The organism is Polaribacter sp. Hel1_85 (assembly GCF_000766795.1).
Lineage (GTDB): Bacteria > Bacteroidota > Bacteroidia > Flavobacteriales > Flavobacteriaceae > Polaribacter.
Genome location: NZ_JPDS01000001.1, coordinates 359,968 through 379,670, shown reverse-complemented (window position 1 = coordinate 379,670; position 19,703 = coordinate 359,968). Strand labels below are relative to the sequence as shown.

Genomic DNA, 19,703 nt, shown 5'->3' with positions numbered 1-19,703 from the left:
AAAATATTTTTATAATTTTTTCTCAAAAATTCTATATTTCTTATAGATAGTGTGTTCCATTCTTTCTACAACAGCACGCATTTTTTTGTTTTCTTCTAAAATTAAATGGCTATCTAAAATTGTTAAATTTCCTTTTCTTGCAGAATTTAGCAAGGCAATATTTAATAAAGCAACCAACCCAGAATTTCTAATATTTTCATCTACACAACCTAATAATAAGTTTAATTGATTTGTCTTTTTAAATGCTTTTAAAATATGAACAAACCCGAATGGAAATAATTTTCCCTTAGCTTTTTTAAAACCTTTACTAATATCTGGCATTGCAACAACAAAAGCCACAACTTTATCAGATTTATTAAGAACTACTTTTATGTATTGAGGTTTTAATAAAGGCAAAAAACGTTCAGAAAACTCTTTAGATTCTGTAGCATCTAAAGGGGCAAAGCCATAAATATCTTTATAGGTTTTGTTTATTAAATTAAAAACATCATTTACATAAGGTCTCACATGTTTCGATTTTTTAAACTCTAAAATTTTAAATCCATTTTTAGTTGCTCTTTCAGCAATTCTATCATAAATTTCTGGAGTTTTCTTTGGTATTATTGCTCTGTATTGAAAAATATCAAGTTTCTTTTTAAAACCATTTCTTTCTGTATGATTCATTAGGTACTTAAAACTATGATTGGTAACCATTACCGACATTTCTTCTTTAAACCCTTCAATTAAAAACCCTTGAGGATCTTTATCAGAAAAACCTAAAGGACCAATAATAGTTTCCATTCCTTTTTGTTTTCCCCATTTTTCAATTGCATTTATTAAAATGTCATATACTTTTGCATCATCATAACATTCTAAACCATAAAAACGCACGTTATTTTCATTACTTCCTGTATTATAATTATGGTTGATAATTCCCATAACTCTCCCAACAATTACATTCTCTTTTTTTGCTAAATATAAAATAGTATCACAATGTTCAAAAGAATAATTTTTGGTTTTATCAAACACTTTCCATTCATCAGAAATTAAAGGTGGCAACCATTCTTTATGATTTTTATGAATGGAAAAAGGTAAAAGAATAAATTGCTTTAACTCCCTTTTAGTGTTGACTTCTTTTAGTTGAATCATAATTTATATTCAGGCGTATTTTTGTATAAAAAAGTACTTAAAAACAATACAATAGGTACAGAAATTATTCCTGCAATTGCATCTACAGCATAATGTGCTTTTATGTAAACTGTAGATAATATGAGTAAAATTACAAACGGAATTGCAATTTTAAAATAGTTAGGAACTCTTTTTCTAAACAACACCAAAACAATTAGAGAAAGACCAACATGAGAACTAGGGAAAGCGCCTGTTGGTTGCTCTGCTTTCTGAATTAAATGCATTATTTCATCGAACAAAAATGCTGTTGGTAAATCTTTTTCTGGTGATGCAAAATGAAATTGTGGTCCTGCTGCAGGAAAAAAACAAAAGAATAAATAGAATAACAACATGGAAGCTGCCAATTTAAAAAACAATTCTTCTGAGTCTTTTTTCAATTTAAAATATGTAATAAAAACAAAACTGATAATCAAAATATACAAAGCAAAATAGCCAACATACATCAACTCACTAAAAACAGGGTTTGAGAAATACTCAGAAAATCTTACACTTGGTTGAAAACCGAATAATTGCAAATCGAGTTTAATTAAATACTTATCTAAATTACTAAAAAACAACTTATTATAAAAAACAGTTTCGGTATAAAAAAGCATGCTAAACAAAACTGGATAGCAGTTTCTTAATAAGTTTAAAAGGGTGTTTTTTACTTTAGAATCGAAGTAAATAAGTACCATTCCTATTCCTAATAATAAACCTCTTGTTAAAAATAGTTCTAGATATTTATCAGAATCATTCCAAGATAAAAACAACAAAATTGTGGTTATAAAAACATAACAAAAAAAAAGAATGTCAATTTTTTTAAGCTGAATCATTTTATTTATTTTGTAAAGAATTTACATGTTTTTTCATTTTTGAGATATTATAAACAAAAAGAATTTTAATAACTGATTTGTTATATACATAAATAATATCTTTCAAAATTCTAGTTTTTAAGTTGATTTTATAAAGATAAAATAAAATTTGAACTTTATATTTTTATCAGAAAATTCTATTGATTTTTATGTAATTTTGATTCTTTATTGTCTTTCAAAAATTAGTTTTTTTGAGCGTTTGAGAAATCTATTACAAAAAGAAAAATTCTCTCCGTTTTTCATTAGGGATGATAGCAACTAAAACACAATTATTGCAGCATTTTATAGACGTTATATTACCAATTCCTATTCAGAAAACATTTACGTATTCTGTAACTGAAGATGAAGCTACTTTTCTACAGAAAGGAATGCGAGTTGCTGTTTCTTTTGGTAAATCGAAAATGTATTCTGCTCTGGTTTTTAATATTCATCAAACAAAACCAATTCTTTATGAAGCGAAAGAAATTCATCAAATTTTAGATGAAACTCCTTTGGTAAATGAATTACAATTACAACTTTGGCAATGGATTTCTAGCTATTACATGTGTTCTTTGGGTGATGTTTATAGAGCTTCTTTACCTTCTGCTTTTTTGTTAGAAAGCGAAACAATTATCAATAAAAATGACTCTTTTACAGATGAATCTATTCTTGCAGATGATGAGTTTTTAATTTTTGAAGCATTGCAACATCAATCTCAATTAACAATTCATCAAGTTATTACCATTCTAGGAAAGAAAAAAGTAATGCCCATTGTAAATTCGTTGATTAAAAAATCTGCAATTACCATAAAAGAAGAAATTTACGAGCAATACAAACCAAAATTAGTAAAATATGTTCGTTTAAATGCTGCTTATACTTCTGATGATTCTTTAGAAAAATTACTAGAAGAACTATCAAGAGCAAAAAAGCAACGAGATGCTGTTTTAACATTTTTCCAGTTATCAGCTGCTAAAAAACCTATAAAATCAAAAGAACTAGAAGTAAAATCGAATGTTTCTTCGACTATTCTAAAATCGTTAGTTGATAAAAATATTTTTGAAATTTATCATATTCAAACAGATAGAATTCAGTTTAAAGGAGATACAAATTCTTTAAAAGAGTTGAATGAATTTCAAGAAAAAGCACTTGCTGAAATCAAGGAAACTTTTAAAGAAAAAGATGTTACTCTTTTACACGGAATTACCAGTTCTGGTAAAACTGAGGTTTATACCAAATTAATTCAAGAGGTTTTAGACCAAGGAAAACAAGTTTTATTTTTGTTACCAGAAATTGCATTAACCACACAAATTATAACACGTTTGCAGTTTTATTTTGGCGAACAAATTTCTGTTTTTCATTCAAAATACTCAATGAATGAACGTGTAGAAGTTTGGAATAATGTATTAGAGAATAAACCAAAAGCGAGAATCATTTTAGGAGCTCGTTCATCTATATTTTTACCATTTTCTAATCTAGGGTTGATTGTAGTTGATGAAGAGCATGAAACTTCCTACAAACAGTTTGAGCCTTCACCTAGATATAATGCAAGAGATTCTGCTATAGTTTTGGCTAAAATTCACAAAGCAAAAATTTTATTAGGTTCTGCTACTCCATCTTTAGAAAGCTATTTTAATGCGCAACAAAAAAAATATGGTTTTGTTGAATTAAATAAACGTTTTGGTAACGTTCAATTGCCAAAAATTGAATTGATAGATGTTAAAGAAAAGCAACGTAAAAAGGAAATGACAGGTCATTTTTCTGATCGTTTATTAAAACTGATCAAAGAAGCTTTAGAAGAAAAAGAACAGGTTATTCTTTTTCAAAATAGACGTGGCTTTTCTCCAGTTGTGGAGTGTAAAACCTGTGGAATTTCTCCTCAATGTCCTAATTGTGATGTGAGTTTAACCTATCATAAATTCAGACATGAATTACGTTGTCATTATTGTAATTATCAAAGAGCAATGCCAAATAGTTGTGGTGCTTGTGGTAGCAATACTTTAGACAATAAAGGTTTTGGAACAGAACAAATTGAATTAGAACTTAAAGAACTTTTTCCGGATTATAAAATTGGAAGAATGGATTTAGATACCACTCGTGGTAAATACGGTTATCAGAAAATAATTGGTGCTTTTGAAGCCAAAGAAATAGATGTTTTAGTAGGAACTCAGATGCTTTCTAAAGGATTAGATTTTGAAAATGTTTCTTTAGTTGGTGTTTTAAATGCAGATTCTATGTTAAATTTTCCAGATTTTAGAGCACATGAACGTGCCTATGATATGATGGTACAAGTTTCTGGAAGAGCTGGTAGAAGTAAAAAACAAGGAAATGTAGCCATACAAACTTACAACCCTTATCATCAAATATTGCAACAAGTTTCTACCACAAATTATACAGAAATGTATAAAGAACAATTACAAGAACGTTGGCAGTATAAATATCCTCCTTATTATAGGTTGATAAAAATTACTTTAAAACATAGAGATTATCAAAAAGTAGATAGTGGTGTAAATTGGTTAGCAAAAGCGCTACAAAACTCTTTTGGAGAACATGTTTTGGGACCAACAGCTCCTGCAGTTTCTAGAATTAGAAATCAATATATTAAGAATATTGTGATAAAGATTCCGCCAAAACAAAGTTTAGCAAACACAAAAAAACAACTTCAAAAGATTAAAGACACTTTTGAAGCTGTTAAAGATTTTAGACCTATCCGTTTTATTACGGATGTAGATGCTTATTAATAATTTCTGTACTTACTAGTTTCTTCAAAAACGTGTTCTAATATTTTTTGTTCTTTTTCATCAAAAACAATATCTCTACGTTTCATTACAATTTCTGCAACTTCAAAAACTTTATTGGTTTTGTATTCTGTAAATCCTGAGGCTCCTCCCCAACTAAAAGACGGAACGAAGTTTCTAGGAAAACCACTACCAAAAATATTTGCACTAACACCAATAACAGTTCCTGTATTAAACATGGTATTAATTCCACATTTAGAATGATCTCCCATCATTAATCCACAAAATTGTAAACCAGTTTTAGCAAAACGACCTGTTTCATAATTCCATAATTTTACTTCTGCATAATTATTTTTAAGATTCGAATTGTTTGTATCAGCCCCTAAATTACACCATTCTCCTAAAACAGAATTTCCTAAATAACCATCATGTCCTTTACTAGAAAAACCAAATAAAACAGAATTACTAACCTCACCTCCTACTTTACAATAAGGACCTAAAGTTGTGCCTCCATATATTTTTGCACCCATTTTAAGAACAGCATGTTCTCCCATTGCAAATGGACCTTTTACAGCAGAGTTTTCTAAAACAACAGCATCTTTACCAATATAAATTGGTCCTGAAGAAGCGTTTAAAATTGCAAAATTTATTTCTGCTCCTTCTTCAATAAAAATGTTTTCTTTGTTAATATATCTTGTTCCTTCTGGTATTGGTTGTGATATTCTTCCTTCTGTGATTAAATCGAAATCTTGCTGAATTGCTTCGTAGTTTAAAGAAAATATATCCCAAGTATTTTTTACCTGAATAATCTCCTCATCAAATTCTATTTGCTTGTAATCATCAAAATTAACTTCTTCTTGAGAATCTGAAGTATAAAAAGCAATTACATCATCACCTTTAAAAATAGCTTCATTTTTTGATAATTGTTTTATTTTTTCAACCAAACTATTAGTAGGACAAAAAGAGGCATTTATCAAAATATTCTCTTCCATTTCAACCATTGGATATTTTTCTTCTAAATATTCCTCAGTAATAGTAGTTGTAGTTAAGCCTAGATGCTTTTCCCATTTTTCTCTAATGGTTAAAATACCTATTCTAATATCTGCAACTGGTCTTGTATATGTAAAAGGTAATAGAGCATTTCTAGCAGCTCCATCAAATAGAATATAATTCATTTTTTTCTTTTTTAAAGTAGTACAAATTTACTTTAAAAAGAGCACAAAAAAAACCGATTGTAAAAATTACAATCGGTTTTTATCAAAACTAAAATCAACTAACTAGTTTTTTACGAATTTTTGACTTCCAATTTTGTCTTCTGAAATAACTTTAAGAATATAAACTCCAGAACTCAAATCTCTTACATTAATATTATCATTAGCTGAAGAGATATTTTTTGTTAAAGCTAATCTACCTACATAATCATAAAACTGAACAGTAGCTTTATTTGAACCAGAAGGCAATTGAATAGAAATACTTTCTGATGCAGGATTTGGATACATATCAAATTGTAAACGTTTAGCTGTAGAAATACCTAAAACTTGTGCAGTTGTGTTTGTTGTTACTACTTGGTCTCCAGAAGTACTTCCATTACCATTTGTTGCATTTACTGCTGTATAAAAAGTAACATCGCCCTCATTTGATGATGGAGAAGTCCATGTAAAAGACCAATTTCCACTAGATGAAGGACTAGAATGCGTTATTCTTTGTCCGCTAACTCTAGAACCTGAACCTGCTGTAAAAGCTCCAATTTTTGTATTAGAACCATTTTCTGCAGTCAATTGAAAACCTAGTTTAGATGAAGATGATGTTGAATTTACATTTATTGTATATGCTTTATTCAATTCATAACCAGAAGCAGGAATATTGGTAGTTATACTTGGTGACAAATTAAAGTTTGCTCCTGCACTATGACATTGTGTACATGTATTACTAGAATCTCCAGGAGAACCTGTAGTACCTCCGTCTCTTCCACCAGAACTAGACATTAATAAAAATGCTGAAACTGGAATTAACAATAATAAAAATTTTAAATAGTAATGTTTTTTCATTTTAATTTGGTTTTAGTTGATATTAAAAAATAGTAGTCGTAATATTTTAATTAAAATAACACACAATCATCAGTTAATATCTATTTATTTTATTATACTCTTAAAAATACTAGAAAATGATTGTTTTTTATTTAACACAGTAAATAAAACTATAATTTCGCATTCTTTAAATAAAAGTAGGCTTAAAAGGAAAAAGTAGCGTTAAAAGGGAAAATATTAGGTTGAATTTTCACTCGTAAATCATTTTTTAAAACCTGTAATAATTATAATTGTATTTTTGATATATGAAAAAAATCATTGGAGTTTTAATAAGTGCCGCAATTATTCTAAGTGTTTTATATTATCTTTTTATCTATTTTATTACCTACAGCACTGGAGTAAGATCTGGAGAATTGATAAAAATTAGTAGAAAAGGAGTAATTGTTAAAACTTGGGAAGGTCAAATTAGTCAAGGTATTTCTGGTGCACAAATTTTTACTTTTTCTGTGGAAGATAAAAATGAAAAAGTAATAGAAAATTTACAAAAATTTCAAGGAAATTATGTTAAACTAACCTATAAAGAGCGTTATAAAACATTCTTTTGGTTAGGAGATACAAAATATTTTATAACAAAAGTTGAAAAAGAACAATCACCTCATTTTACAAACAAAAATAATTAAATGAAAAAGTTTAAACACATAAAAGATTCACAGCTTAAAATAACTGAGTTAATGAAACCTATTAACTCTAATTTTAGTGGTAAGATTCATGGAGGACATATTTTAAATTTGATGGATCAAATTGCATTTGCATGTGCTTCTAAACATTCAGGAAATTATTGTGTGACAGCTTCTGTTAACAAAGTTGATTTTTTAAACCCAATAGAAGTTGGCGAATTGTTAACTATGAAGGCTTCAATTAATTTTACAGGAAGAACTTCTATGGTTGTTGGTTTGCGAGTTGAATCTGAAAACATTAGAACTGGCGAAATAAAACATTGTAACTCGTCTTATTTTACAATGGTTGCAAAGGATGAAAATGGAAAAAGTGTTCCTGTACCAGGAATTATTTTAACTAATAAAAGTGAAGTTAGACGTTTTGCAAGAAGTATAACAAGACAAAGTGAAAGTAGAAATAGAGTTTCTAGATTTAGTAGCAAAGTTTTTAAAACTGAAGATTATTTAAACTTACTTGAAAACAGTAATTCTAAAATTGAATTAAAATAACCTTTATCTATATTTTAAAACAAAAAAACCGAGTATAATTACTCGGTTTTTTATGATAACTGTTTTTATCTTCTACTATAATTAGGAGCTTCTTTTGTAATTGCTACATCATGAGGATGACTTTCGTTAATTCCACTTGCTGTAATTCTTATAAATTTTCCTGTTTCTTTTAATGTTTCAACATCTTTAGCTCCACAATATCCCATTCCTGCACGTAAACCTCCAATAAATTGATGAATACTTTCAGATAATTCTCCTTTATAAGGAACTCTACCTACAATTCCTTCTGGAACTAATTTTTTTATATCATCTTCTACATCTTGAAAGTATCTGTCTTTAGAACCTTTTTTCATAGCTTCAACAGAACCCATTCCTCTATAAGACTTAAATTTTCTTCCTTCATAAATAATAGTTTCTCCTGGAGATTCTTTTGTACCCGCTAAAAGAGATCCTAACATTACAGAATCTGCACCAGCAGCAATTGCTTTAGGAATATCTCCTGTATATCGAATTCCTCCATCAGCAATTACAGGAACTCCGCTTCCTTTAATTGCAGCAGCAACTTCTAAAACTGCAGAAAATTGAGGAAAACCAACTCCTGCAACAACTCTTGTTGTACAAATAGAACCTGGACCAATACCAACTTTTACTGCATCTGCACCAGCTTCTACTAAATATTTTGCAGCTGCACCAGTTGCTATATTTCCAACAACAACATCCAGTTCTGGAAACTTAGCTTTTACTTTTTTTAATACATTTACTACACCTTTTGTATGTCCATGAGCAGTATCAATAATTACAGCATCTACACCAGATTTAACTAAGGCTTCTGCTCTATCTACAGCGTCGCCAGTTACACCTAATGCAGCAGCAACTCTTAATCTTCCATAAGAATCTTTGTTTGCAATTGGTTTCTGAGTAACTTTAGTAATATCTCTAAATGTAATTAATCCCTTTAATTTATAATTTTCATCAACAATTAAAAGCTTTTCAATTTTATAATTTTGAAGAATCTTTTCTGCATCATTTAAAGAAGTTCCAACATCAGCAGTAACTAGGTTTTTACTAGTCATTACTTCTACAATTGGTCTTTGATTATCATGCTCAAAACGTAAATCTCTATTGGTAACAATTCCTTTTAAAATTCCATCGTCATCAACAATAGGAATTCCTCCAATACTATGTTCTTTCATATATGCTTTAGCATCTAAAACAATAGCAGTTAAAGGTAAAGTAACTGGATCTAAAATCATTCCACTTTCTGCACGTTTTACTTTTCTAACTTCTTTAGCCTGCTGATCAATTGTCATATTTTTATGTAACACACCAATACCGCCTTCTCTTGCAATAGCAATCGCTAAGGAAGATTCAGTAACAGTATCCATTGCAGCTGAGGCAATTGGTACGTTAATAGTAATGTTTCTAGTAAATTTTGTTTGAATACTTACTTCTCTTGGAAGTACTTCTGAAAAGGCTGGAACTAAAAGAACGTCGTCATAAGTTAATCCTTCACCTAAAATTTTGTTGTTGTGTGCTGTCATGTTGCAATTAAGATATAATTGCGTGCAAATTTACAATTAATAAATGAATTCTGGCATTAAATTAAGGTTAGAATTTAAATTCTAAAGTAACATAATAATTTCTTGGTGCAGAAGAAATAATACCTGGACCTGGGTAACCAGTAGCTCTTCTTGTAAAATACACATTATCTAAAAGGTTATTTACACCTGTTTCTATCTTCATAAATTTATATTTATAAGAAGTAGAGAAATCTAAAATGCTATACTGAGGAATCATTCCTCTAACTGCATTAGCTTCATCAGAAATGATTGTGTTATTAGCATCATTAAATTGTTCTGATAAATAACTGTATTGTAAACTCATTAAAAAGTTTTCTACTCCAAATCTAATCCCTGTTTTTAAATTTAGGTCAGGAACAAACTCTACTTTATTACCTACAATTCCATTTTCTTTAGCTTCTGTATATTTAGAGTTGATAAAAGATGAATTTATAAATACATTAAAACTATAATTATTATCCATCTTTAATATTTTTTTCAAATTAAAATCAATTAAAGATTCAATACCTAAAATTCTAGCTTTACCAACATTGGTTCTTAACAAACCAACATTATTAACAGGAGGAATTGTTGTAAAGACATCACCTATTCTATTATTATAAAAAAGTGAAAAGACATTAGCATCATAAGAAATAATGTTTTTAAAATTCCCTCTAAATCCTATATCAGAAGTAAACCCTTTTTCATCTTCTAAATTTGTATCAACAGCATTAGCAGGATTCACAATGTTTACATCTGAAAATGTAATTGATCTATAGTTTTGAGAAACATTTGCATAAAACTCTAAAGATTTTGTCTTCTTATAACTAACTCCTACTCCAAATAAAGCAAAAGAACGCTCTTTTGTAATATTATCAGAATCTTCTATTGTACCAATAGGATTTCCTGCTCCATCAAAATTTACACGTTTTTTTGTTCCATTACTACCTGTATTAATGTACTCTAAACGAAAACCAGGAGTTATAGAAAATTTATCATTTACATAAAAAATATTCTCACCAAAAACAGCTACATTTTCATTTGGATTATCAAAATCTGATTGATATTGATAATTTGGAAATTGGTCTATTGCTGAAGTAAAATTAGCATCACTTCCATCTGTACCTGGTCCTTGAAAAGAAGTATTATCTGCCTTATAATATTTAGCTCCAATTAAATAAGTAGCATTTTTATTAAATACTTTGTATTTATTTACAAAACGAGTTTCAAATCCGAAATTATTAAAATCACCAATTATTAGTTCTCTTGCATCAAAATCATCTGGGTTTGCAACTCTTGCAATTCTAAAACCTACAGCTTTTCTAGATGCATTTAATCCGAAGAAATTAAAACTAAACTTAGTATTTTCTGTAAAATCAAAATTATATTTTAAATTGTATAACAACCAATCTACTTTAAAAAAATTACGCGTTCTATTACTCTGAAAAGGATCTTCTTCAAACATGTTATCTGTTAAACCACCTGCTTGTTGAGCTAAATAATCTAAATAGGATACTTCTAAAGCAACATTACTTTTATCATTGATTTTATACCCTAAATGTAGAAAAGCATTTTTAGAATCAAAATTAGAATTTGGTCTAAAACCATTTCCTTTCTTATAATTAAAATAAGCGTAATAACTAAACTTATTCTTAGTTCCGCTTACACTTGTAAAATTAGTATATAATCCAAAACTGCCTACGGTATTTCTAGTTATAATTTCTAATTCTTTATTTGCATTTGGCTTTTTCATTACAAAATTAATTAAACCTCCAAATTGAGTTCCATATTGTAAAGATGCTGCTCCTCTAATAACTTGAATTTCTTGTAAACCTTCAGAAGCAGGAGTATAATAACTTTCTGGATACCCTAAAACATCTGCACTTATATCATATCCGTTTTGTCTTGTATTAAAATTAGCAGTTCTATTAGGATCTAAACCTCTACCACCAATATTTAATTGCAAACCAGCATCATCATTTTCAAAAATATTTAAACCTGCTATTTGATTGTAAATTTGCCTTGCATTATTACTTGCTAAATTTGCTGTAGATTGATTTACCAAAATTACTTCAGTTTTTTTACCTGCAAATATGGATGTACCAACAACATCTTTTAAACGTTTTAATTCAAAAACTTTTTTCTTATTTGCTTGAATTTGAATTTCTGATAACTCTTCAGAAAAAGGTTCTAATATTATAGATATATTAGCATATTGTTTTAATGATATTGTAATATTTTTAATTCGGTAATTATCTAGGTATAAAACCAAAGAAATCGTTTCTTTTTCAGTTGAAAAGTTAAATTGACCTTGCTTATTTGTTTGTGATAATAAGCCTCCATTTTCACTATAGATCTGAACATTGTTTAGCAATTCTTTGTCTTGATTAACTACAACACCTGTTACTTTATGTTGACTAAAAGTTATAAAACCAATTAGAAAAATAATAATTGTCGTTATATTTTTTAATATCATATTAAATACCTTTAATTTTTATTTTTGATGAAAATGGAACAATCCAATCTTTATGTTTAAAGCTTTCTCTTTTTTGATATAAATTTACTTTAGGATCTATAAAAACAGTACTCATTCTTCCGTTTAAAGCTACATAGCTATCTACAAATACTTGTACATTTTCATGGCCTTGATTCTTAAAGTGATCTCCTAAATAGTGTGCATACTCTAAGATAAAATCTGGCTGAAAACTCATTTGTTTTTCTTGATAAAGTGTTAAAAAATCATCGTTATTTACATAAAAAAAAGCTTTTGTTTTGGCATCTACAATTTTAAAATTTGAATAACCAGCTTTTTCCATTAACATGACTCTCCAAGAAAAACGATAACCTTCTTCTGTCCAAAACAACTCCCCAGGATACAATAAATTTCTAAACGGAAATAGTATTTGCAATAGTAAAAACAAACCTAAAATAGGATATATTAATTGTTTTTTACTTTTAGAAAAAGTGTAATTTTTAATAGATTTTAAAGAGATTTTAGATTCTGATTTTTGGTGATCAAAATCACTTGAATTATCTTTTAAAAGGTGTTTTTTAATGAACTTAATTATTTTTTGATGAAAATTATCTTCAAAAAATATCAAGGTAGAAATTATCATTATAAAAGGAAACATTCCAATTGGAAATAATATTCTTGTAAAAACATGGAAAAAAACCACTAAAACAAATGCATAAGTTCTAGTTTTTTTAAACAGTAATAAAAAAGGAATCATTAAATCATATAATAAACCTCCATAACTCATTGTATAATGAAACCAATCTTGTTGCATTAAATTATTACCAATAAAAGGAATATCATATTTAGATGGCAACCATATTTTTAAAGGCATTGCTCTTAATAACCAGTCAGAATTTAATTTGGCTAAACCTGCATAAAAATAGACAATTCCTAATAATAATTTTATACTATCAATCGTCCATTTTGGAATGTTTTGATATTGTTTTTTTTTGATAAATGCGTCAACAGAAAATTGAGCATTTGCGGGTAAAAAAATCATTAAAAAACTTAAAATACTTATAAAATAATAATGGTTTAAATAAGTTGTTTTATCCATCAATTCAATATAAGTAAAAGATAGAAAAAAAGTTATAATGGCTATTCTATATTTATAACCTATTGCAACAAAAAATGCTGATAATGCACAAACAATAAATAAGAGATAAGTATAATTACCTAATGGTTTTACCCAACTAAAACCATAATAAGAAAAATGAAAATTTGGCTCTAAATATAAGGTTTCTATCCAACCATTTAGCCAAAAACGAACAATACTCATCAACATCATTAAACCAAAAAACAAACGAAAAACAACTAAAGGTGCTGCATTTGTTTGTTTAATTAAATAATGTATGTCTTTATTTGTCATCTTTAAAAAACAAAAGCTATTCTTATAAATTTAAGAATAACTTTTTATTATTTTTTATAATTAAATTCAATTATTAATCTCCATCACTATCAACAAAAATAATGCTAATATTTAACGCAGAAGCCATATCTAATTTTAGAAAAACAACTAATTTTTGTAATTCATCATAAGCCATTGTCATTTGAGTATTGTCTGTATTAACTTGCTCAAAAAAGTTAGCATTTAATTTTTCAATTTGTGTTTTAGATACAGCTAATTGATTTGTTATACTACTTACCAAATCTTGTCTATCTAAAGCTTGTAAATATTGTTGAAAACTAGATTTATTTGCTATTGATGATCCTTTATAGTTTCCTAAAAATAAATTTTCAAAAGCATCTAAAGCTTCTAAAGCTAAATCTTTAGAAATATCTTTTCTGTAAAAAGCTTCTACTTTCTCTGGTAATGTTGTTGAAGAAAAAACACCTGCTGGAATTCCGAATTTATTAGCTCTTAAATTCTTTTCGTAGAACTCTATATAATCGTTCAAAAATTTATTTAAAGCACTTGTTGCAGTATTATCTGTACTATTTACAAACTCAGTTCTATAAGATGTAGTCCAATCATTTAAAACTTCTGTTGTTAAGCCTTCCATTTGATTTAAAACATCTGTAATATATTTTTTATAACCTGTAGCATTTGTATCTGTAGTATATTTTTTTAAAATATCTTCATCAGTAGCTGCAACACCATACAATAAATAATCTAAGACAGGAAAACCTTGAGCATCTTGATAATTTACATTATCTAAATCATAACTTCCATTAGAAATATTTGTTTCTACATCTGTAACAGAAAGCGGATAAATATTCATATAAAATTTATATTGCAACTCTTCTGCTTTACCAATATTAAACATTTCTACATGTTGATATTCTTTATATGCTATATACCAAGAAGCCCTTAAAGCATCTAAATTTATTTGGTTTGGTGATGATGTAAAAGTTTCACCAGCCGATTTTAAATCAGTCATTTTTGAACTAAAATCTTGAAAAGATGGTACTATAATATTGTCTACTAAATGAGTAAGCATAGCACCTCTATCAAAATTATCTGAAACTCCTGATTCTATTTCTTCAGATGAACTACAAGCATAAATAATTGTTACTAAGACTAAAAGTATCGCTGATTTTTTAAACATGTTATTTCTATTTATTCTAAATAAACATACAAAAATAGTAAAAGGTATGAAATATCTCACCTTTTACTACTCTAAATTAAATTTTATTAATTTGCTGCTTCAGTAACAGTAAAGTTAAATTTTGCTGCAATAGTAGTAGAAATAGTATCTAATGTAGAATCAGTAACATCCCAAAAACCATTACCAGCTAATAAAGTATCTACAAAAGCATCTACTTCTGTTTTAGAAAAATATGGAGCATCAGAACTTGTTTGTCTTGTAAACTGTAAACTATACACAAAACCTAACCCTTCAGATAAATCATGAAAAGCAGAAGCATTATCTGTTCCTAAAGTTGCTTTAGCTTGTTGTAAATAATAAACAGCTCTAATTGCAATAATTTCAGAAATTTTTTCTCTAATTATTTCAGCTTGAGCGTCTCTAGTTGTATAATCTTTAGCAACAATGGCAGCTCTTCCTAATTTAAATGCATCATAAATATCAGAAGCTATCCCTGTAAAATCAGTATCTCCTTCTACTCTACTTAAATATTTATTTAAGAACGAATCTACATTTAAAACAGGTGCAGTTATATCACTTTCATTACCATATAAATAACCAAAAGCTTCATCCCATTTATGCTCCATGTTTGTATATACTTTGTCAGAAGCTACAATATCATCATCATTATCTGTTGTATTAGACCCAGCATCTAAAACTGCAGTACTTAAATAATTGTTTAAAATTTGATCTACCATTAAACCTCCAATTAAACTTTTATTAATCATTTGATTTAATTCTAACCCTTTTGCATTTACAAATCTTTCAGAACCACCACCAGCTTCTTGAATCTTACCAGCAACACCTGCACTAGCATTTACACTCCAGTTAGGAAAAACATCATTTACTTGTTCTGCAATCCAAGAATCAAATTCTGCTTTAATTGCATTAGCATCAGTAGTATTTGAGGCATAAAAATCTGTAGAAGCTGCTGTTTTACTTCTAATATTTTTAGAAGAAGCATTTAAATCTGCATCTGAAAAATCATTATCTCCTTCTGCATGTGCAAACTTTGCGTTTAAACTTACTACAGTTTCTGAAGTTGTTTTTAAATCAGAAATAAACTCATTTGCCATTTGTATTCTTGTAGTTTGACCATTAAAATCTACAGTAGAAACACCATTTCTTTCAAAAGAATATGTTGCTGGGGCTTCAGTAGTAGTTTCTATTTCTGAAGAATTACTACATGATAATAATATTGAAGCAAATGCAATGCTTAGAATAACTTTTTTCATTTTTATTTAGATTAATTATAAATAGTTGATTTATTTTCATGCAAATGTAGCATACAAATTTATATTTGCAAACTTTATTTAGATTTAATTTAAATAAAAATAACAAAAATAAATAACTAACTAAATATCAGAAAGAAATCTAAATAGATTTTAAATAAGAAATCACCACTTTTCTAATATCAGAAGATAATTCTGTTGGTTTTGGTTTATATATAGAAAGTACTTCATTGTTTTTATCCGATAAAAAAGGAATATCAAACCCTTTTAAGAGATAATCAGAAAATGCAACAGAATAAGTTTTGTTGATGTTTAATTCTTTTCCTTTAATCATCCACTTCTCTCCTACTTTTTCAGCATTAAAGCGTTGTAAGTAAGCACCTGTTCCTGCAGCTAATTGTCCATAATCTAATACTCTCTTTAATAACCTACCTTTCAATTTTACTTTTAAAATATCTCCACCATAAGGTAAAACTCTAAAAATATCTACAGCAGTAATATTACCACTTAATTGATCATCAATTCTTATAGAACCTCCATTTATCAATGCACAATCTACTTCATCATTAAAACCAAAAGACATTGCTTTCGTAATAATTTGTCCAAAATTTGTTTGTGTACTTCTTATTGGTGTATCTCTAGCATCTAAAGGTGTTTTTGTTTCAAAAATTACTTCTTCAGGTTTTTCAATTATTTCTTTAATTTTCGATGTTAATAATAATTGCCATTTATTGACAATTTTAGCAACTTTTTCATCAGACTTAATGGTTGTATTTATTTCTTTTAATTCTGATTTAACAACAGTTTTCTTTGTGTTTTTATCATAAGAGATTTTATGAATATAAACAGTTTTTGCATTTGCATCTGCTTTCGAAATTATTACATTACCAATAGTATCTAATGAGTTAGTATGCTCATGACCTCCCATAATTAAAGGAATATTAGGTATTAACTTTGCAATTCTTTTATCGTTTGCTAATTTAACGTGAGTCAATCCAAAAACGATATCTACAGAGTCTTTTAAAGCAGCATAAGATGCTCTTGCTTTTACAAACATATTTCCATATTCTACAAAATCTTTTGGGTTAGATGGAATACAAACACTTATAAAACCAATTTTAACTTTTGTTCCATCTTTATCAGAAAATTCTTTAACAAAGGTTTCTCCTACAGAATGTTTTACACCATTTATTTCTTTATAAAAAGGAATGGCAGCTTCTTTTGTTTTAAGTTTTACATTTGCAGAAATCCAAGGAAAATTACTTTCATTCAATCTTTTTTGTAAATCTTTTTGTGAAACATCAAATTCATGGTTTCCAAAAGCTACTAAATCAAAATTCATAGCATTCATTACTTCTACCATTTGCTTTCCACGCACTCTTTCACCATCAACTTTTAAAGTTCCTAATAAAGAAGGATTTAAAAAATCTCCCGCTAAAAACAGCATTGTGTTTGAATTTTCTTTTAATAATTCTTGGTGAACAGTTTCTACTCTTGCCATTCCTCCATATGCTCCTCCTTGAATTGGTGCAATTTCATAAACATCATTCAATTGTAAAAAAGTGAAATCTATTTTTCCATCATCTTTTGAGCAAGACATTAAAATTATTAGTGATAAAAAATAAAAAAGTGATTTAATAAATTTCATTTTAATCTATTTTAATTTAAACATTAAATTTAATAATTAAGCTTTAGAAAATCTCTAAAGCTTTGTTATACGCACTTTCAAAGCTCATCGGTTTTATTCCTGTTTCAGCTTTATGAACTGTAAAATAACTCAATAATTTTTCTGTTGGCATATTACCAGTTAATTCGTCTTTTGCCATTGGGCAACCTCCATAACCTTTTATGGCTCCATCAAAACGCAAACAACCTGCTTTATATGCTGCATCCACTTTTTCGTGCCATTTATTAGGAGTTGTGTGCAAATGCGCACCAAATTCTATCTCTGAATATTGTGGAATTAAATTAGAAAACAAATAATCAATTACTTCTGGTGTTGAACTTCCAATTGTATCTGAAAGCGACAAAATTTTTACGCCCATAGAAGATAATTTCTCTGTCCACTCACCTACTATTTCTACATTCCAAGGATCTCCATAAGGGTTTCCAAAACCCATTGATAAATAAGCTACAACTTCTTTATTAGTTTTGTCTGCAATATTTAAAATAGCATCTAAAGTTGCAATAGATTCTTCAATCGTTTTATGTGTATTACGCATTTGAAAATTTTCGGAAATTGAAAAAGGATATCCCAAATAATCAATTTCTTCAAATTTTGAAGCATCATTTGCTCCTCTTACATTCGCAATAATTGCCAACAATTTACTGGTAGTTTTAGATAAATCTAATTGATTTAAAACTGCTGCAGTATCTCGCATTTGAGGAATTGCTTTAGGCGAAACAAAACTTCCAAAATCAATAGTATCAAAACCCACTTTTAATAATGAGTTAATATATAATGCCTTTTTTTCTGTAGAAATAAAATGACTTTTTATTCCTTGCATTGCATCACGCGGACATTCTATGATTTTTACTTTTTTCATCAATATCAAAGATAGAGATTCTAATGAAGTAGCAAAACATTTTTTAATTGATTATTGCATGCTTTTTGGTACTTTCGTTTTCTCTATGAGCAAATCAAAAATAATTCTTCCTATAATCATTATTTCTCAGTTTTGCTGCACCTCTTTATGGTTTGCAGGAAATGGAGTTATGAGCGATTTAATAACCAATTATAATTTAGAAGAAGGCGCCTCAAGCCATATAACTTCTGCAGTACAATTTGGTTTTATAATAGGAACTTTATTATTTGCCTTATTTACAATTGCAGATCGATTTTCACCCTCTAAAGTCTTCTTTGTGAGCGCCTTATTTGGTGCTATTTTTAACGTGAGTTTAATCATCGAAAACCAAACCTTATTTAGTTTAATCTGTTTACGTTTTTTTACTGGATTTTTCTTGGCAGGAATTTATCCTGTAGGAATGAAAATTGCCACAGACTATTTTGATAAAGGTATAGGAAAATCATTAGGATTTTTGGTTGGAGCTTTAGTTTTAGGTACTGCTTTACCGCATTTATTAAAAGACTTTTTACATGATTATTCTTGGAAAAACATCTTAATTTCTATTTCTATTTTGGCAAGTTTTGGAGGTTTTATGATGCTTGTTTTCGTTCCAAATGGACCTTTTAGAAAAGCGGGAACAAAACTTGATATTACTATTTGTTTTTCAATTTTTAAAAACAAAAACTTTAGAAAACCTGCTTTTGGTTATTTTGGACATATGTGGGAATTATATACTTTTTGGGTTTTTGTTCCTATTTTATTAAAAACCTACGCTAACCTGCATTCAGATGTTGTTTTTAATATTCCTTTACTATCTTTTATCATTATAGGTATTGGAAGTTTATCTTGTGTTTTAGCAGGTTATTTAGCAGAAAAATTTGGAGCTCAAAAAATAGCTTTTTATGCACTTTTATTATCTGGTTTTTGTTGTTTAATATCTCCTTTTATATTTTCTATTGATAATCAAATTATTTTTATAGGATTCTTATTATTATGGGGAATGTTTGTGATTGCAGACTCACCACTTTTTTCCACTTTAGTAGCTAAAAACGCTCCTTCAAAAGACAAAGGAACTGCTCTAACAATCGTTAATTCTATTGGTTTTGCAATTACAATTATCAGCATTCAAATAATTAGTTATTTACAAGAAAATTTTAATTCTAATTACATCTTTATGGTTTTAGCTATTGGACCTATTATTGGTTTATTTAGCTTTTCTAAACAAAAGAATTTAAACTAAATATTTAATTCAATTTT

The 19,703-nt window shown here is 28.1% G+C and carries 15 protein-coding genes; 4 read left to right on the top strand and 11 right to left on the bottom strand.

Annotated features, from left to right (window positions below; translation table 11 throughout):
- Positions 1-9: 9 nt before the first annotated feature.
- Both PHEL85_RS01580 and PHEL85_RS01575 read right to left on the bottom strand, forming a co-directional pair.
- Positions 10-1,128, bottom strand: coding sequence for a hypothetical protein (locus PHEL85_RS01580; protein WP_052108414.1), 1,119 nt, complete (start codon positions 1,126-1,128; stop codon positions 10-12).
- Complete coding sequence (locus tag PHEL85_RS01575) at positions 1,125-1,979, bottom strand: phosphatase PAP2 family protein (protein WP_052108413.1); 855 nt, start codon at positions 1,977-1,979, stop codon at positions 1,125-1,127. The genes PHEL85_RS01580 and PHEL85_RS01575 overlap by 4 nt, the downstream gene beginning before the upstream one ends.
- A gap of 311 nt (positions 1,980-2,290) precedes the next feature.
- Here PHEL85_RS01575 and priA point away from each other — a divergent pair, with 311 nt between their 5' ends.
- Positions 2,291-4,735, top strand: coding sequence for a primosomal protein N' (gene priA / locus PHEL85_RS01570; protein ID WP_410477240.1), 2,445 nt, complete (start codon positions 2,291-2,293; stop codon positions 4,733-4,735).
- Here priA and PHEL85_RS01565 read toward each other — a convergent pair.
- Complete coding sequence (locus PHEL85_RS01565; RefSeq protein WP_036820166.1) at positions 4,732-5,907, bottom strand: GlmU family protein; 1,176 nt, start codon at positions 5,905-5,907, stop codon at positions 4,732-4,734. The genes priA and PHEL85_RS01565 overlap by 4 nt on opposite strands.
- A gap of 102 nt (positions 5,908-6,009) precedes the next feature.
- On the bottom strand, positions 6,010-6,780 hold the full coding sequence (locus PHEL85_RS01560) for a choice-of-anchor V domain-containing protein (protein ID WP_036820164.1): 771 nt from the start codon (positions 6,778-6,780) through the stop codon (positions 6,010-6,012).
- Between the two features lie 284 nt (positions 6,781-7,064).
- Here PHEL85_RS01560 and PHEL85_RS01555 point away from each other — a divergent pair, with 284 nt between their 5' ends.
- Together PHEL85_RS01555 and PHEL85_RS01550 are read left to right on the top strand one after the other, a co-directional pair.
- Complete coding sequence (locus tag PHEL85_RS01555; RefSeq protein WP_036820162.1) at positions 7,065-7,439, top strand: hypothetical protein; 375 nt, start codon at positions 7,065-7,067, stop codon at positions 7,437-7,439.
- On the top strand, positions 7,440-7,985 hold the full coding sequence (locus PHEL85_RS01550; RefSeq protein WP_036820159.1) for an acyl-CoA thioesterase: 546 nt from the start codon (positions 7,440-7,442) through the stop codon (positions 7,983-7,985). It begins immediately after the preceding gene.
- Between the two features lie 65 nt (positions 7,986-8,050).
- On the opposite strand, the gene guaB is transcribed toward PHEL85_RS01550, so the two are convergent.
- The 7 genes from guaB to PHEL85_RS01515 all read right to left on the bottom strand — a co-directional run bounded on the left by guaB (position 8,051) and on the right by PHEL85_RS01515 (position 18,425).
- Entirely contained in the window at positions 8,051-9,526 is a 1,476-nt protein-coding gene (guaB, locus tag PHEL85_RS01545; protein WP_036820156.1) for an IMP dehydrogenase, read from the bottom strand.
- A 67-nt stretch (positions 9,527-9,593) separates the two neighbouring features.
- Positions 9,594-12,020 (bottom strand): TonB-dependent receptor family protein, encoded by a 2,427-nt coding sequence (locus tag PHEL85_RS01540; protein ID WP_036820153.1) that lies wholly within the window; start codon positions 12,018-12,020, stop codon positions 9,594-9,596.
- A 1-nt stretch (position 12,021) separates the two neighbouring features.
- Complete coding sequence (locus PHEL85_RS01535; RefSeq protein ID WP_036820150.1) at positions 12,022-13,428, bottom strand: HTTM domain-containing protein; 1,407 nt, start codon at positions 13,426-13,428, stop codon at positions 12,022-12,024.
- A gap of 73 nt (positions 13,429-13,501) precedes the next feature.
- Positions 13,502-14,608, bottom strand: a complete 1,107-nt coding sequence (locus tag PHEL85_RS01530; protein WP_036820148.1) for an imelysin family protein — start codon at positions 14,606-14,608, stop codon at positions 13,502-13,504.
- A gap of 86 nt (positions 14,609-14,694) precedes the next feature.
- Positions 14,695-15,882, bottom strand: coding sequence for a DUF4856 domain-containing protein (locus PHEL85_RS01525; protein WP_036820145.1), 1,188 nt, complete (start codon positions 15,880-15,882; stop codon positions 14,695-14,697).
- Positions 15,883-16,021: 139 nt separating this feature from the next.
- Entirely contained in the window at positions 16,022-17,527 is a 1,506-nt protein-coding gene (locus tag PHEL85_RS01520; RefSeq protein WP_036820142.1) for a bifunctional metallophosphatase/5'-nucleotidase, read from the bottom strand.
- 43 nt (positions 17,528-17,570) lie between these two features.
- Positions 17,571-18,425: a hydroxymethylglutaryl-CoA lyase gene (locus PHEL85_RS01515; RefSeq protein WP_036820140.1), complete on the bottom strand. Its 855-nt coding sequence runs from the start codon at positions 18,423-18,425 to the stop codon at positions 17,571-17,573.
- 85 nt (positions 18,426-18,510) lie between these two features.
- Between PHEL85_RS01515 and PHEL85_RS01510 the strand changes: the two genes are divergently transcribed.
- Positions 18,511-19,686, top strand: a complete 1,176-nt coding sequence (locus PHEL85_RS01510) for an MFS transporter (RefSeq protein ID WP_036822958.1) — start codon at positions 18,511-18,513, stop codon at positions 19,684-19,686.
- The last annotated feature ends 17 nt before the right edge of the window (positions 19,687-19,703 follow it).

What these genes read in the sequence shown, in the direction of transcription:
- PHEL85_RS01580 (WP_052108414.1), bottom strand. Translation starts at nt 1,128, where the DNA reads ATGATTCAACTAAAAGAAGTCAACACTAAAAGGGAGTTAAAGCAATTT.
- PHEL85_RS01575 (WP_052108413.1), bottom strand. Translation starts at nt 1,979, where the DNA reads ATGATTCAGCTTAAAAAAATTGACATTCTTTTTTTTTGTTATGTTTTT.
- PHEL85_RS01565 (WP_036820166.1), bottom strand. Translation starts at nt 5,907, where the DNA reads ATGAATTATATTCTATTTGATGGAGCTGCTAGAAATGCTCTATTACCT.
- PHEL85_RS01560 (WP_036820164.1), bottom strand. Translation starts at nt 6,780, where the DNA reads ATGAAAAAACATTACTATTTAAAATTTTTATTATTGTTAATTCCAGTT.
- PHEL85_RS01555 (WP_036820162.1), top strand. Translation starts at nt 7,065, where the DNA reads ATGAAAAAAATCATTGGAGTTTTAATAAGTGCCGCAATTATTCTAAGT.
- PHEL85_RS01550 (WP_036820159.1), top strand. Translation starts at nt 7,440, where the DNA reads ATGAAAAAGTTTAAACACATAAAAGATTCACAGCTTAAAATAACTGAG.
- guaB (WP_036820156.1), bottom strand. Translation starts at nt 9,526, where the DNA reads ATGACAGCACACAACAACAAAATTTTAGGTGAAGGATTAACTTATGAC.
- PHEL85_RS01540 (WP_036820153.1), bottom strand. Translation starts at nt 12,020, where the DNA reads ATGATATTAAAAAATATAACGACAATTATTATTTTTCTAATTGGTTTT.
- PHEL85_RS01535 (WP_036820150.1), bottom strand. Translation starts at nt 13,428, where the DNA reads ATGACAAATAAAGACATACATTATTTAATTAAACAAACAAATGCAGCA.
- PHEL85_RS01530 (WP_036820148.1), bottom strand. Translation starts at nt 14,608, where the DNA reads ATGTTTAAAAAATCAGCGATACTTTTAGTCTTAGTAACAATTATTTAT.
- PHEL85_RS01525 (WP_036820145.1), bottom strand. Translation starts at nt 15,882, where the DNA reads ATGAAAAAAGTTATTCTAAGCATTGCATTTGCTTCAATATTATTATCA.
- PHEL85_RS01520 (WP_036820142.1), bottom strand. Translation starts at nt 17,527, where the DNA reads ATGAAATTTATTAAATCACTTTTTTATTTTTTATCACTAATAATTTTA.
- PHEL85_RS01515 (WP_036820140.1), bottom strand. Translation starts at nt 18,425, where the DNA reads ATGAAAAAAGTAAAAATCATAGAATGTCCGCGTGATGCAATGCAAGGA.
- PHEL85_RS01510 (WP_036822958.1), top strand. Translation starts at nt 18,511, where the DNA reads ATGAGCAAATCAAAAATAATTCTTCCTATAATCATTATTTCTCAGTTT.